We start from the raw sequence: 12,909 nt of genomic DNA on the forward strand, positions 1-12,909 counted from the left end.
CACTGGACGCAGAGCGTTCCTAGAGGCATTCCCACGCAGAGCGTGGGAATGATCTGTCCGCAACTACTGCACCGGATCACTCACCGGTTTGGCGATGATGGCTTTCAGCTCGCTGGTCATCGGGAATTCCAGGTTCAAGCCTTTGGGCGGGATCGGCTGTTGGAACCAGCGGTTGTAGATGCCGTTGATTTCCCCTGAGCTGTACAGGTCAGCCAGTGTGGAGTTGACCAGTGCCAGGAACTGCGGATCATCCTTGCGCACCATGCAGCTGTAGATTTCCCGCGACTGCTCCTCACCCACCACCACCCACTTATGCGGATCGCGGGCCTTCGCTCGTTCACCATAGAGCAACGCGTCGTCCATATAGAACGCCGCCGCCCGACCCGACTGCAGCATCTGGAAAGCCTCGCCATGGTCCTTGGCGCTGATCACGAACATATCGATCTTGTGATCGACGTTGTAACTCTTCAGAAACCGTTCATTCGTTGTGCCCGCGGTGGTCACGACGTTCTTGCCGCGCAGGTCAGCGAAACTCTTGATGCCGCTGTCCTTCGCCGTGAGCAACTGACCCTTCACGTAGATAAACCCGTAGGAAAACGCCACTTGCTGCATGCGCTCGGCGGTCACGCCGGTGGAGCCGCACTCAAGGTCGACCGTGCCGTTCTGCACCAGCGGAATGCGCGTTTGCGAGGTCACCAGGTTGTACTTCACCTGCAGATCCGGCAGTTCAAGCTTTTGCTTGATGCGCTCGACAATCTTGCTCGCCAGGTCCACCGAATAGCCCATCGGCTGCCCCGTGTGATCACCCACGTAGGAGAACGGCACCGACGCGTCGCGATAGCCCAGCGTGATGCTCTTGGCATTGGCAACCTTGTTCAGCGTACCGGTCAGTGGCGTTTCGTTGGCCTGGACCTGACTGGCGAGCAGCAGACCGAGGGTGCAGCCGATCAACGTGATTTTTTGCATTGTTATTCTCCGTTGTGGGTTGAGCGATTAGCGGCGCGCTGCGATCACGGTGATTTCCACCAGGACCTCGGGACGGGCCAGTTGCGCCTGCAAAGTAGTGCGGGTTGGCGCTTTGCCCGGTGACAGCCACTGCGACCAGACCTCATTCATGGCGGCAAAGTCGCGGCCAATGTCGTTCAGGTAAATGGTCGCGTTGAGCAGATGATCCTTGTCGCTGTCAGCTTCGGCCAGCAACGCATCGATCTTCGCCAGCACCTCGGCGGTTTGGCCGGTGACGTCGAGGCTGTCACCCGGAACCTGTCCCGAGAGAAACACCAGATCGCCAAAGGTCACCGCGCCAGAGAGCCGGCTGTTGCTGTTGATACGGTTGATGCTCATCGGTTTTTCCTTTTCAAGTCAGGCGACGCGGGGGGCGAGGCCCTGCATTTCAATCGAGGGTGCGCGCCGGGCGATCAACTCGCTGAGCAACCGGGCGCTGCCGCAAGCCAGGGTAAAACCCAGGGCGCCATGGCCCAGGTTGAGCCACAGGTTGCGGTACGCCGTCGCGCCAATCAACGGCACGCCGCTGGGGTGGCCGGGCGCATGCCGGCCCATTCGATGGCGGCGTTGTAATCGCCGGCATTGGGTAAGGTTTCCTGCGCCTGGCGCTTGATCAGCGCCAGACGCTTGGGGTCGAGCGCCGGGTCGAAGCCGACGATGTCGACCATCGCCGCCACGCGCAGTTGATCACCGATGCGGGCATAAACGATCTTGCGGTTGTAATCGGTGATGCTCAGCTCCGGTGCGCGATGTTCGGTGCGCACGGGCAAGGTCAGGCTGTAGCCCTTGAGCGGATACAGCGGCAGGTGCATGCCGGGCAGCGCCAGCGCCGGACTGCGATGACCGGCGGCGATCACCAGTTGCTCGACCGGCAGCACGTGCGAACCCATTTCGACAGCCTGCACCGCGCCATCCGCGTGGCGAATGCCGGTGACCTTGCGTCCCAGCAAAAACTCGCAACGCCCCGACGCCTGGAGCCGATCCAGCAGTTGCTGGCAGAAAGCATGGCAATCGGCGACTTCTTCGTCAGGCGTATAAATCGCGCCCACAAACGGCGCCTCGGCAAGCGCAGGCTCCAACTGTGCGCATTCGGCACGCGACAGCACGTGCTGCTGTTGCGGATCGGCCAGGCCATGGCGCGCATGCTCAAAACTCGCGGCTTCACGAAACGTCACCAGTTTGCCGTTGCGCCGCCAGGCGAAGCCGTCGAGACGGTCTTCGTCCCGCCAGCCTTGCAGCGTGGACTGGCTCAGCAGCGCCAGACGCAGCAGGTGCGCGCCGTTGCGCTGATTCACAGAACGACGGCACGCCGCCAGGAAGGACCCCATCCAGCGCCATTGCGCCGGGTCCAGGCGCGGACGCAACTTCAGCGGAGAGTCACCGCGCAGCATCCAGCCAAGCGCCTGCAACGGCACGCCGGCATCGGCCAGAGGCGCGACGTAACGGTAGGACAACTGGCCGCCGTTGGCGAAACTGGTCTCGCTGCCCAGCGAATCCCGGGCCTCGATCAGCGTCACGTCGATGCCGTCGCGAACCAGTGCGTAAGCCGTCGTCAGGCCGATGACGCCGCCACCGATGATGCAAACCCGCTGAGCCATGTCTGTCCTTAACCGTTGTTGAAACAGGCTTCAGGTTAGGACCAGGTGACAGACCTTGAACAATGCATAAAGATGCCTGACCCATAAACAAAGGTTATGGACTTGCCATGCGACTGCGACACATCGAGATTTTCCAGGCCATTCGCCAGACCGGTTCGGTCAGCGGCGCCGCGCAGTTGCTGCACGTGTCGCAGCCGGCGGTGAGCAAAGTGCTGCAACACGCCGAGCAGCAACTGGGCTTCCCGTTATTTCTGCGGGTGCGCGGTAAATTGCAGGCCACGCCCGAAGCGCTGGAGCTTGAGCGCGAGGTCGACAAGGTCACCGAAAGCCTGCAAGGCGTGCGACGTCTGGCCCAGAGCCTGCGCCGCGAGCCGGGTCACAGCGTGAGGATCGGCGCGATCCCGGCGCTGGCCTTGTCGCTGCTGCCGCCGGCCATCAACGAGTGGACGCAACGCTACCCGGACATTGTCTGCGAGCTGTCCAGCGCCCACAGCCGTGAGTTGATGCAGAATTTGTTGATGCGCGAAGTGGATGTCGCGCTGACCTTGCAACCGCCGGATCATCCGGGCCTGAAGGCGCAGCCCCTGGCCTGCGGGGTGTTGGTGGCGCTGGCGCCGTTGGGCTATTGGACCGACGACGCCTTGGGCCAGCCATTACCCTTGATCGAACTGGCCGGCGCGCCGCTGATCGGCCTGTCCAGCGCCGATCCGCTGGCGGCCAGGCTCGACAGCTACCTTGAGGCGGTCGAGCCGCCACCACGGGTTCGCATCGCCGTGCAGACCTATTCGCTGGCGCGGGCGATGGTTGAATCCGGTGCCGGGCTGGCGGTGATCGACCCGTTTACTGCGCTTGGCGCATCCCCCGCCACCACGGCGATTCGACCTCTGGCGCCAGCGTTACCGATCACGTTGTATGCGGTCACCCGCGCCGACGAACCGCCGCCCCATACCTTGAGCGACTTGTTGCAGGTGTTCAGCCGACGGGCGCAGGCACAACTGGATCGCCTGTGTTCCTGAGGGAGCATGCCTGCTCGCGAATGCGGTGGATCAGTCAGCGATGATGTCGACTGACCTGGCGCTTTCGCGAGCAGGCTCGCTCCCACAGGTTTTTTCATATAGCTGCGGTGCGATCTACAAGACATAAAACATAATCGCCACGAAGTGCAGCAGACTCCCGGCGATCACGAACAGATGCCAGATCCCGTGGGCATGACGCAAACGACTGTCCAGCGCAAAAAAGACAATGCCCACGGTGTACAACACGCCGCCCGACGCCAGCCAGGCAAAACCTGTGCTGCCCAGCGCCGCCAGTAGCGGCTTGACCGCCACCAGCACGATCCAGCCCATCACCGCGTAGATCACGATCGACAGAATCCGCGCTTCCGAACGCGGTTTGATCTCTTGCAGGATGCCGATCAGCGCCAATCCCCAGACAATTCCGAACAAGGTCCAGCCCCACGGCCCGCGTAGCGTCACAAGACAGAATGGCGTGTAACTGCCGGCAATCAGCAGGTAGATCGAAAAGTGATCGACCTTCTGCATGATCGCTTTCTTGCGCCCGCGCACGCTGTGGTAAACGGTCGATGCGCTGTAAAGCACCATCAAGGTAAATCCGTAAATCGCCACGCTGACAATCTTCCACGGGCTGCCGTCCATGCTGGCAATCACCAGCATCCACACCACCCCAACCATCGCCGCCACCGCACCGACCAAATGCGTCCAGGCGTTCAATCGTTCCCCGTGATACATGTGTCGCCCACCTCAACATTCGTTACAACATGGCGCAAGGCTCAGCCCTTGAGCTTAAAAGCGCAATGTTTCAGATCACAAATCCGCGCATACGTGCACAATCGAGCCATTCGACCAAGAGTCACGCCCATGCTGATCGACGAAGAGTTGACCCTGAAAAAACTCGAGGTGTTCCTCGCCTTCATGCGCACCGGCAACCTGGCCCGGGCCGCCGCCGAGTTGCAGACCAGCAACGTCAGCGTGCACCGCGCCATTCACTCACTGGAAAGCGCCTTGCGCTGCCCGTTGTTCAAACACGAAGGCCGCAACCTGACACCGCTGGAAAGCGCTTATGTGCTGGAAGAACGCGCCCAGAAGCTGATTCAGGACGTGGTCGAAACCGTGCGCCTGACCCGCGAAGCGGCCGGGTTCTCCGCCGAACGCTTCAAGCTCGGCTCGTTGTATTCGCTGACGGTGAAGACGGTGCCGCAGCTGATCATGGGCCTGAAAATCCGTCGCAGCGAGCTCAACATCGACTTGATCCTCGGCTCGAATTTCGACCTGCTGTACAAGCTCAAGAACATGGAAGTCGACGCGATCCTGGTGTCCCTGGACGACAGCATCAACGACCCGGACTGCGAGCAGATTCCACTGTTCTCCGATGACATCTTCCTGGCCACGCCAGCGGATTCGAAGTTTGCCCAACGGGCGGAAGTCGACCTGGCCGAAGTGCGCGACGAAACTTTCATCACACTCACTCAGGGGTTTGCCACGCATCAGGACGGCAACCGGGTGTTCAAGCAGGCTGGGTTCGAGCCGAAGGTGGCGATGCAGGTCAACGACATCTTCACCCTGCTGAGCATGGTCAGCTCGGGGGTGGGTTATGCGTTGCTGCCGGGGCGGATTGCGGCGGTGTATGAGAACCGTGTGAAGCTGATTCCGTTGCAGGAAAAGTATCGGTTGCAGCAGCACATTGGCGTGGTGTTTTTGAAAGCCAAGGAGCGCGATCCGAATCTGCTGGCGTTGTTGGCGGAGTGTCGGATGTATGCCAATCGCCAGGCCTGAGACCCTGTCGCGCCCTTCGCGGGCAAGCCTCGCGCCTACAGGCATTGCGCAGTTCCTGTGGGCGCGTGGCTTACCCTCTAGCGCATCAGCCCATTAATCCGCGCATGATCAGAAACAGCAACGAAGGCCCGAGTAAACAGCCCAATGCCGTGTAGAACGCGGCGGTCAGGCAACCATAAGGCACCAGTTTCGGATCCGTGGCCGCCAACCCGCCCGCCACACCGCTGGATGTCCCCATCAAGCCCCCGAAGATCACCGCACTGCGTGGGTTGTTCAGACCAATCATCGGCGCCACGAACGGCGTCATGACCATCACCAGAATGGCTTTGATCAACCCTGCGGCAATCGACAGCGCCATGACCTCGGAACTGGCACCGATGGCAGCCCCGGTGACCGGACCGACGATATACGTCACAGCCCCGGCACCAATGGTGGTCAGGCTGACCGCATCGGTGTATCCGAAGGCCATGGCCACGGCGACACCGGCAATAAACGACGTCCCGACGCCGACGAACAACGCCAGTACTCCGACAAAACCGGCACGTTTGAGCTCATCGACACTGACGCCAAACGCCGTGGCCACAATGGCGAAATCGCGCAACATGGCACCGCCCAGCAGGCCGATCCCGGACAGCAACGGGATGTCCACCACGCCTTTCTGGCCACCGGTCAACGCACCACCGACATACGACAACAACAGGCCGAGCAAAATGGCGATGGCCGAGCCGTGCAAGCGGCCTTTGGTGAACGTATTGGAAATCCAGTAGGACACCCACATGGTCACGCCGACAATCAGAAAGCCACTGATCAGGCCGTAACCGGTAATTACCTTCATCATCGATTCGTACATGGCGATCACCCTACCGTCTTCGGAGGAATGACAGAGGCGGGTTCCTTGTTGCCGATGCGTACCAGCACCGGCACCAAGGCAAAGGCGATAACCACCGCTGCCGTCCCCGCCAGAATCGCCATCGGCCCACCCTTGAGTGCGCCATAGACGTTTTGTTGCGCCGCCATGGCGACGACGATCGGAATATAAATTGCGCTCCAGAACTCCACGCCCTGCTCTGTCTTGCCTTTGAACCAACCACTTTTATTCAGGTAACTGCCGAGGCCGATCAACAGCAGCATCGCAATACCTACACCGCCAACGTTGGCCGGTACGCCAATCAGCTTGCCGAGCAGTTCACCGACAAAAATACCCACCAGGGTACAAAAGGCGAGAAACGCCACACCATAAATAATCATTGTTGTTGTCCTCAAAGTGCATCGTCGAATGTTGTTTTTGTTGTTCGAAGGCTTGAGTCGGTGGTCTAGGGTTGGCGGCTTCCCTCCTCACGCAACAGCGCCTGCAAGGTATCGAGGCGAGCACCGTCGAAGGCAATGACGGTGCCCTGCTCGAACACCCGGCGCGCCAGCCCGGTCAGCACCGCACCGGGCGGCAGTTCGATCTGTAGACGTACGCCACGCTCATAAGCGCTTTGCACCGTGCCGCGCCAATCCACCACGCGGCACATGTTGAAAGCCAGGTCATCGCGCAAGGCTTCGGTGTTGATGACGGGCCGGGCGCGACTGCCGCTCAGGTAACTCAATGTCGGTGTTTTCAGTTGCACATTGGCGAAGGCTTCGGCCAGGGTTTTCGCCGGAGCTTCCAGCAGCGGGCAATGGGAAGGCACGCTGACGGCCAGTCGTTTTGCCAGACCTGCACCGCGACCTCGGGCCAGTTCGGCGACAGCTTTCATCGCCGCATCGCTGCCGGCAATGACCACTTGGTTATCGGCATTGATATTGGCCATGTAAACCGGCATATCGACGCGGTGAACCTGCGCGAGCAACTCTTCCACTGTCGCCAGATCCAGACCGATGATCGCGGTCATGCCGTAGCCCTGAGGATAAGCCTGCTGCATCAGCTCACCACGCAGGCTGACCAGATGCAGCGCATCGCTGAAGCTCAGGGCGCCCGCCACCACCGCTGCCGGGTAGGCGCCAATGGACAATCCCGCCACGTAATCCGCTGCCATTGATAACTGGCGTGAAGCCGCGACGCCGGCAATCAACAGGCAAAGCTGAACGGCCCTTGTCGATTTCAACGCCTCGGCGCAATCCAGCCGCAACACGTCTTCGCCCAGCACTTCACTGGCCTCGATCACCGTTTCGCGAGGCAAACGATGGAGCATGCCCGGTTGCTGCGCGCCCTGGCCTGGGAACACCAGCAAACTGCTCACGCTGCTTGCTCCCAAGGATCAATCACCAGGCAGGCTTCACGGGCGTTTTTCAGCAAAACCCGGCGGGCAGCACCAGCCCATTCGCGCAGGGCGACGGCGCCGAAAGGCGTCTGCAACTGCATGTCTACCTGGCACGCAGCCGTGTCCAGAATCTTCACCAGCGCCTGCGCTTTCAATCGATCCAACGGTTGCGGGGTGCGCAGGATCAAGTCGAGATCACTGCCCTCGTGCAACGCTTGAACACCGCTGGCCAATTCAAACCCGGCGCTGCCGCTGACGCCCCACGCCCAACCGAAGTCATCGAGCATCGGCCGCAAATCATTGAGGGCGCGTACTGCTGGCAAATCCCGCTCGATCAAGGCATGACAAAGGTCTTCCGGTCTGACGCGACGAGCAATCGCAGCGATCGACATCACCGTTGCAAACCGCTGCTCACGCAACCGCCCACGCACCCCGACCGCGATGTAATCCGGCGCACTCAACGCACGCCGAACCACCACCGGCTGACCTGCGCTGACCGACTCGATCGCCCATGCAGGCGCGTCCACCGGCAGCTGCTCCGGGGTCATGCCCCAAAGCAGGTCGTGGGCCAGAAACGTATTCACCACTGCGCTCTCAGCAATTGGCGAACGGTGCTTGATGCCGCACGGTTGGTCGCGCCCAAGCGGCTGCTCAGATCACGTCCGCTGGTGGCGACATCGCCAATGGCAAGGTTCAGGCATTCAGTCACCCGCGCCAGATCCGCCGTTGTCGGCTGCTCGATCTGCTCCACCGACAAGATTTCCCAAAGCAATCCCAGACTCGCATAGCTGTCGATGTCATAAGCCATCGGCGGCACGCTGGAAGCCAGGGCTTCGAGTTCTTCGACGCTGCGCAACGTCACCCGCGCTGCCGATGCCTTGCCCATCGCATGGACCATCACGCCCGGATCACGCAAGGCAATCAGGCGATTGGCCTGATACCCATGGGCCAGAAACGCCCCGGACATCGCCTTGCCCACCAGCAAGCCAATCACCGCATGACCGGCCAACCGGGCGCGGGCATAACTGTCTGCCGCACCCGCCAGGGCCTGATGAATGCCGAGCGCTTCTTCGCGCCGACCGTAAGCCTGGCTCGGCACATCGACGATGGCGACCAAGGCGCGTTTGTGCGGTTTATCCGTGTCTTCGGCGATGACGTCATCCACCGCCTTGGCCAGGCCCCAACCTTCCAGCAGACCGACCTCGCCATTGCGGGCGCGGACGAAACGGTTGTCGGGATCAGCCACCACCGCGATAAACCGTACAGACTGATCACCCAATACACCGTCGGCGACCTTCAACGAAGCGGGCAAACCTTCGACCTGTTTCGCGCCCGCACTCAAGGCGTTGAACCAGTTCAAACCTCTCAGGGAATACGAACTCATGAGCGCTCTCCTTGATACAGATCGCGAACCACTGACGGCTCGATTTGCGGTTCGGCGTCCAGACGGGCCAGCCGTTTCAGGAACAGATCGGCCTGACGGCTGCGTTGCTGTGCCGGCAAACCTTGCTTGAGTAATTCGCCGACCTGCTGCTGAATCTGCGCCACGTCGTCGGCGACATAACGGTCCACCAAACCGCTGGCAAAACGCTGCTCGCCACCGGTCAGGCTCCAGATGAAAGGACGGTCGCGGGAGTCGTATTCCTCAAGCCCGGCTTCCTGTTCGATCACTTGCGGACCGTTGAGGCCAAGCCGCGCTTCCTGAGTCACCAGCAAATAGCTGCACAACCCGGCGGCAATCGACATCCCACCAAAGCAACCCACGCTGCCGGCGACCACACCGATAACCGGCTGGTACTGGCGCAGGTCGACAATCGCCGCATGAATATCGGCAATCGCCGCCAGCCCAAGATTGGCTTCCTGCAAACGCACGCCGCCGGTTTCCAGCAGCAACACGGCGCGAGTGGGAATGCCATTGCGGTTGTCTTCGGCGGCGAGTTCCAGCGCACCGGCAATCTTCGCCCCGCCGACCTCACCGAGGCTGCCGCCCTGAAATGCACCTTCGATGGCGGCGATCACCACCGGCAATCCACCGATGCTGCCCTTGGCGATCACCACGCCGTCATTGGCTTGCGGCACCACGCCCTGGCGCGACAGCCATGGCGACATGACGCGTTGAAACGGGTCGAGCAATTCGCGGAAGGTGCCAGGGTCGAGCAAGGCTTTCGCCCTTTGCCGGGCGCCGAGTTCGACGAAGCTGTGCTTGTGTAGGAGTTCTTTACTGTCAGTCATGACCGATCTCCTCAAAGCCTTGTTCCAGACGCAAGCGCACCACGCCGGGGGTCGCGCCGAAATCGTGGATATCAATGGCCATCGCTGGCGGTGTCTGGCCGTCGAACATCCGTGCAAACAGGTGCTGCCAGCGTTGTTCGGCGCCATTGACCGAGGTCTGCACCTTGATCGTCAATTTGCCGGCCTGACCCGGTTCGATCAGCACTTCCAGATCGCCCGAACCGACACAGCCCACCAGCGTGCGGCCTCGTGGCGGCTGCCCAGCGGGGAATTCAAAGGATAAGGTTTCCATCAGAAAGCTCCCGACTCGATGCGGTCGATAAACAGGCAGGCGGCGAGCAAATCCGCGGCACCGCCGGGCGACGCATTCAATGCGATTAATTGTTCGTCCAATTCGTGCAGACGGCGGCGACCGGCGAGGCTGGCGCTGCCGCCCGCATCGAGTACCTCTTGGGCACCAAGCTGCATGGTTTGCAGGCCGTGTTCGCCGGCGCGGTAGAGCACGCAGGTGTCGGCCAGGTTCGTCATGATTGCGAGCAAGGCGTCGAGCCGGGCGTTCTGCTCGCCATGGCCCAAGGCGCGGCTGCGTTTGAGTTGTGGCAGTGCGCGTTGCAGAACCGAAGGAAAGCCGAGTTGGGCTTCTTCACGGGCACCGCGAGCGCCGTAGCGTTGGGCAACCTGGGCGCCATGGCTGAGTGGACGTGGTGCGTAACGGTCGTCGATTAACGCGAGTCGGGCAGCACGCAAAGCAATCGGGCCTGCGGCACTGGATTCAGGCTCAAGCGCGCAGGCCGTGACCAAAAGACCCAAGGCCCAGATCGCCCCGCGATGGGTGTTCACGCCAGCCGTCGTGGCGAGCATCGCTTGCTCCCCTTCCCGACCGATCCGTCCAACGGCTTCACGCAGCGGCACACCGACTTCGCCAGATTCAATGGCCGCTTGCGCCATTTCCTTGAATGCAGGCCACAACGACAGCGCCGAGGCGTGCATCAGCCCGAGGTGCAAATCGGTATGAGCGCCATTGCCACGACGGTCGACCAACGCCGGTTTCGGCGACAGGTCCGCTTCGTCGATCAATGCGTCCACCGCCAGGTCCGCCAGCCGTTCAGCCAGGGAAAGCGTTTTCGGTTGCAGGTTGAATGCGTGCATTACCAGCTCCTGAACTTGGCGGGCGGGTTGTAGAGGCCACCGGACCACTCGACCAGATCAGCCACGCTCTTGGCCGCGAGCAATTCGCGGGTGGCGTCGGTGCGGCGGATGCCGAGGTCTTCGGGCAAGGCGATCAAGCCTTCACGGCGCATGCGTGCGGTGTCTTTCGGGTTGTGGCGCAGGCCGATGGCGGTCACTCCGGCGACGGCGGCGATCATCGCCTGGCGCTCTTCAAGGGAGCGGGCCTTGTACAAATAGGCGATGCCTTCTTCGGTCAGCAGGTGAGTGACGTCGTCGCCGTAGACCATGATCGGCGCCAGCGGCATGCCGCTTTTCTTCGCCACTTCTATTGCATCGAGGGTTTCGACGAAGGTCGGTTTCCCACCCTCCTGGAAGGTCTCGACCATTTGCACCACGAGTTTTTTACCGCGTTCGAGCAACGCTTCGGGCGCGTCGTCATGGCGCATGTCGAGCCAGGCCGGCGTGCTATGACGGCGACCGCGCGGGTCGTGGCCCATGTTCGGCGCGCCGCCGAAACCGGCCAGGCGCCCACGGGTCACGGTGGAAGAATGGCCGTCGCCATCGACTTGCAGGGTTGCGCCGATGAACAGGTCCACCGCGTATTGCCCGGCGAGTTGGCAGAACATCCGATTGGATCGCAGAGAGCCGTCGCGCCCGGTGAAGAACACGTCCGGCCGCGCAGCGATGTAGTTTTCCATGCCCAATTCAGTGCCGAAGCAATGCACACTTTCGACCCAGCCGCTTTCAATCGCCGGGATCAGCGTCGGGTGCGGATTGAGCGTCCAGTTGCGGCAGATCTTGCCCTTCAGGCCTAGGGATTCGCCGTAGGTCGGCAGGATCAATTCGATAGCGGCGGTGTTGAAACCGATGCCGTGGTTCAGCGACTGAACGTTGTGTTTTTCGTAGATCCCACGGATCGCCATCATCGCCATCAGCACGTGCACAGGTTTGATATGCCGTGGGTCGCGGGTGAACAGCGGTTCGATGTAGAACGGCTTGTCCGCCACCACCACGAAATCGACCCAGGACGCGGGAATGTCGACGCGTGGCAGGTCGCTGACATCGTCCACCAGTTGGTTGACCTGGACGATGACAATGCCGTCGCTGAAGGCGGCCGGCTCGATCAAGGCGGGGGTGTCTTCGGTGCTCGGGCCGGTGTAGATGTTGCCGGCACGGTCGGCCATGAAACCGGCCGAGAGCACGACGTTGGGAATCAGGTCGACCACCAGCCGCGCATAGAGCTCGATGTAGGTGTGGATCGCGCCGATTTCCAGCAGGCCGTCTTCCAGCAATTGGCTGATGCGCAGGCTCTGGGTGCCGGCGAAGGAGAAGTCGAGCTTGCGGGCGATGCCGCGCTCAAACAGGTCCAGGTGCTCGGAGCGGCCGACGCTGGGCATGATCATGTGCAAGTCATGCAACTTGGCGGGATCGGCCTTGGCCAGGGAGCGAGACAGGAAATCCGCCTGCTTCTGGTTATTGCCTTCCAGCACCACGCGGTCGCCGGGCAGGATCAGAGCTTCCAGTGCCGCGACGATGTTGTCGGTGGGCAGGACCACACCGTCGGCAAGATCCTTGACCAACGCCAGACGCCGCTGCTTTTCGCTGCGCCGCCGCGTCCATCGCGAGTCGGGGGATATTGTTGTTGTCATGACCACTCCACGGGTTCGCTGTCGTGGGAGTCACCTTAGGAGGGTTGGGTGGGGAGCATCAATCAAGCACAGAGATGGATCGTTACGGTCAGGGTAATGGTTGACCATGCCGACGCCATCGCGAGCAGGCTCGCTCCCACAGGAGAGCGCATTTCAATGTGGGAGCGAGCCTGCTCGCGAAGAGGCCAGAACGATCACCGCAGTTTTCAACGAGTAA

Annotated in this window: 14 protein-coding genes and 1 pseudogene; 2 read left to right on the forward strand and 13 right to left on the reverse strand. The window is 61.5% G+C overall.

Features of this window, described 5'->3' with window-relative positions:
• Nucleotides 1–63 precede the first annotated feature (63 nt).
• The 3 genes and pseudogenes from HP062_RS18815 to HP062_RS18825 form a co-directional block, all read right to left on the reverse strand.
• The gene (locus HP062_RS18815; protein ID WP_017341248.1) at nt 64–966 is read right to left on the reverse strand and encodes a transporter substrate-binding domain-containing protein; all 903 of its coding nucleotides are present in this window, start codon (nt 964–966) and stop codon (nt 64–66) included.
• Between the two features lie 27 nt (nt 967–993).
• Entirely contained in the window at nt 994–1,344 is a 351-nt protein-coding gene (locus HP062_RS18820) for a RidA family protein (protein WP_010466895.1), read from the reverse strand.
• Nucleotides 1,345–1,362: 18 nt separating this feature from the next.
• A pseudogene (locus tag HP062_RS18825) lies at nt 1,363–2,603 on the reverse strand (D-amino acid dehydrogenase).
• A gap of 107 nt (nt 2,604–2,710) precedes the next feature.
• Here HP062_RS18825 and HP062_RS18830 point away from each other — a divergent pair.
• Complete coding sequence (locus HP062_RS18830; protein WP_077747237.1) at nt 2,711–3,619, forward strand: LysR family transcriptional regulator; 909 nt, start codon at nt 2,711–2,713, stop codon at nt 3,617–3,619.
• A gap of 114 nt (nt 3,620–3,733) precedes the next feature.
• Here HP062_RS18830 and HP062_RS18835 read toward each other — a convergent pair whose 3' ends face one another.
• Complete coding sequence (locus HP062_RS18835; protein WP_010466891.1) at nt 3,734–4,351, reverse strand: hemolysin III family protein; 618 nt, start codon at nt 4,349–4,351, stop codon at nt 3,734–3,736.
• Nucleotides 4,352–4,480: 129 nt separating this feature from the next.
• On the opposite strand from HP062_RS18835, the gene HP062_RS18840 reads away from it, so the two are divergent.
• Complete coding sequence (locus tag HP062_RS18840; protein WP_172791868.1) at nt 4,481–5,395, forward strand: LysR substrate-binding domain-containing protein; 915 nt, start codon at nt 4,481–4,483, stop codon at nt 5,393–5,395.
• 85 nt (nt 5,396–5,480) lie between these two features.
• Here the strand turns inward: HP062_RS18840 and madM are convergent, their stop codons facing one another.
• The 9 genes from madM to mdcA all read right to left on the reverse strand — a co-directional run bounded on the left by madM (nt 5,481) and on the right by mdcA (nt 12,692).
• The gene (gene madM / locus HP062_RS18845) at nt 5,481–6,245 is read right to left on the reverse strand and encodes a malonate transporter subunit MadM (protein ID WP_010466889.1); all 765 of its coding nucleotides are present in this window, start codon (nt 6,243–6,245) and stop codon (nt 5,481–5,483) included.
• 5 nt (nt 6,246–6,250) lie between these two features.
• Nucleotides 6,251–6,643, reverse strand: a complete 393-nt coding sequence (gene madL, locus HP062_RS18850; RefSeq protein ID WP_010466888.1) for a malonate transporter subunit MadL — start codon at nt 6,641–6,643, stop codon at nt 6,251–6,253.
• Between the two features lie 65 nt (nt 6,644–6,708).
• Complete coding sequence (gene mdcH, locus HP062_RS18855; protein ID WP_172791869.1) at nt 6,709–7,620, reverse strand: malonate decarboxylase subunit epsilon; 912 nt, start codon at nt 7,618–7,620, stop codon at nt 6,709–6,711.
• Nucleotides 7,617–8,228 carry a malonate decarboxylase holo-ACP synthase gene (locus tag HP062_RS18860; protein WP_077747235.1) on the reverse strand — a complete coding sequence of 204 codons (612 nt, stop codon included), beginning with the start codon at nt 8,226–8,228 and terminating at the stop codon, nt 7,617–7,619. Before HP062_RS18860 ends, mdcH begins: the two co-directional genes overlap by 4 nt.
• On the reverse strand, nt 8,222–9,025 hold the full coding sequence (gene mdcE / locus HP062_RS18865; RefSeq protein ID WP_172791870.1) for a biotin-independent malonate decarboxylase subunit gamma: 804 nt from the start codon (nt 9,023–9,025) through the stop codon (nt 8,222–8,224). The genes HP062_RS18860 and mdcE overlap by 7 nt, the downstream gene beginning before the upstream one ends.
• Nucleotides 9,022–9,873, reverse strand: a complete 852-nt coding sequence (locus tag HP062_RS18870; RefSeq protein ID WP_172791871.1) for a biotin-independent malonate decarboxylase subunit beta — start codon at nt 9,871–9,873, stop codon at nt 9,022–9,024. Before HP062_RS18870 ends, mdcE begins: the two co-directional genes overlap by 4 nt.
• Nucleotides 9,866–10,165 (reverse strand): malonate decarboxylase subunit delta, encoded by a 300-nt coding sequence (locus HP062_RS18875; RefSeq protein ID WP_008026217.1) that lies wholly within the window; start codon nt 10,163–10,165, stop codon nt 9,866–9,868. The genes HP062_RS18870 and HP062_RS18875 overlap by 8 nt, the downstream gene beginning before the upstream one ends.
• Complete coding sequence (locus HP062_RS18880) at nt 10,165–11,022, reverse strand: triphosphoribosyl-dephospho-CoA synthase (RefSeq protein WP_172791872.1); 858 nt, start codon at nt 11,020–11,022, stop codon at nt 10,165–10,167. The genes HP062_RS18875 and HP062_RS18880 overlap by 1 nt, the downstream gene beginning before the upstream one ends.
• Nucleotides 11,022–12,692, reverse strand: coding sequence for a malonate decarboxylase subunit alpha (gene mdcA, locus HP062_RS18885; protein ID WP_077747234.1), 1,671 nt, complete (start codon nt 12,690–12,692; stop codon nt 11,022–11,024). The genes HP062_RS18880 and mdcA overlap by 1 nt, the downstream gene beginning before the upstream one ends.
• Between the last annotated feature and the right edge of the window lie 217 nt (nt 12,693–12,909).

Origin of the sequence: Pseudomonas sp. B14-6 (genome assembly GCF_013260315.1) — a bacterium.
GTDB lineage: Bacteria > Pseudomonadota > Gammaproteobacteria > Pseudomonadales > Pseudomonadaceae > Aquipseudomonas > Aquipseudomonas mandelii.

Excerpts from the sequence above, each read along its gene's own strand:
- HP062_RS18815 (WP_017341248.1), bottom strand. The coding sequence starts at position 966 with ATGCAAAAAATCACGTTGATCGGCTGCACCCTCGGTCTGCTGCTCGCC.
- HP062_RS18820 (WP_010466895.1), bottom strand. The coding sequence starts at position 1,344 with ATGAGCATCAACCGTATCAACAGCAACAGCCGGCTCTCTGGCGCGGTG.
- HP062_RS18830 (WP_077747237.1), top strand. The coding sequence starts at position 2,711 with ATGCGACTGCGACACATCGAGATTTTCCAGGCCATTCGCCAGACCGGT.
- HP062_RS18835 (WP_010466891.1), bottom strand. The coding sequence starts at position 4,351 with ATGTATCACGGGGAACGATTGAACGCCTGGACGCATTTGGTCGGTGCG.
- HP062_RS18840 (WP_172791868.1), top strand. The coding sequence starts at position 4,481 with ATGCTGATCGACGAAGAGTTGACCCTGAAAAAACTCGAGGTGTTCCTC.
- madM (WP_010466889.1), bottom strand. The coding sequence starts at position 6,245 with ATGTACGAATCGATGATGAAGGTAATTACCGGTTACGGCCTGATCAGT.
- madL (WP_010466888.1), bottom strand. The coding sequence starts at position 6,643 with ATGATTATTTATGGTGTGGCGTTTCTCGCCTTTTGTACCCTGGTGGGT.
- mdcE (WP_172791870.1), bottom strand. The coding sequence starts at position 9,025 with ATGAGTTCGTATTCCCTGAGAGGTTTGAACTGGTTCAACGCCTTGAGT.
- HP062_RS18870 (WP_172791871.1), bottom strand. The coding sequence starts at position 9,873 with ATGACTGACAGTAAAGAACTCCTACACAAGCACAGCTTCGTCGAACTC.
- HP062_RS18875 (WP_008026217.1), bottom strand. The coding sequence starts at position 10,165 with ATGGAAACCTTATCCTTTGAATTCCCCGCTGGGCAGCCGCCACGAGGC.
- HP062_RS18880 (WP_172791872.1), bottom strand. The coding sequence starts at position 11,022 with ATGCACGCATTCAACCTGCAACCGAAAACGCTTTCCCTGGCTGAACGG.
- mdcA (WP_077747234.1), bottom strand. The coding sequence starts at position 12,692 with ATGACAACAACAATATCCCCCGACTCGCGATGGACGCGGCGGCGCAGC.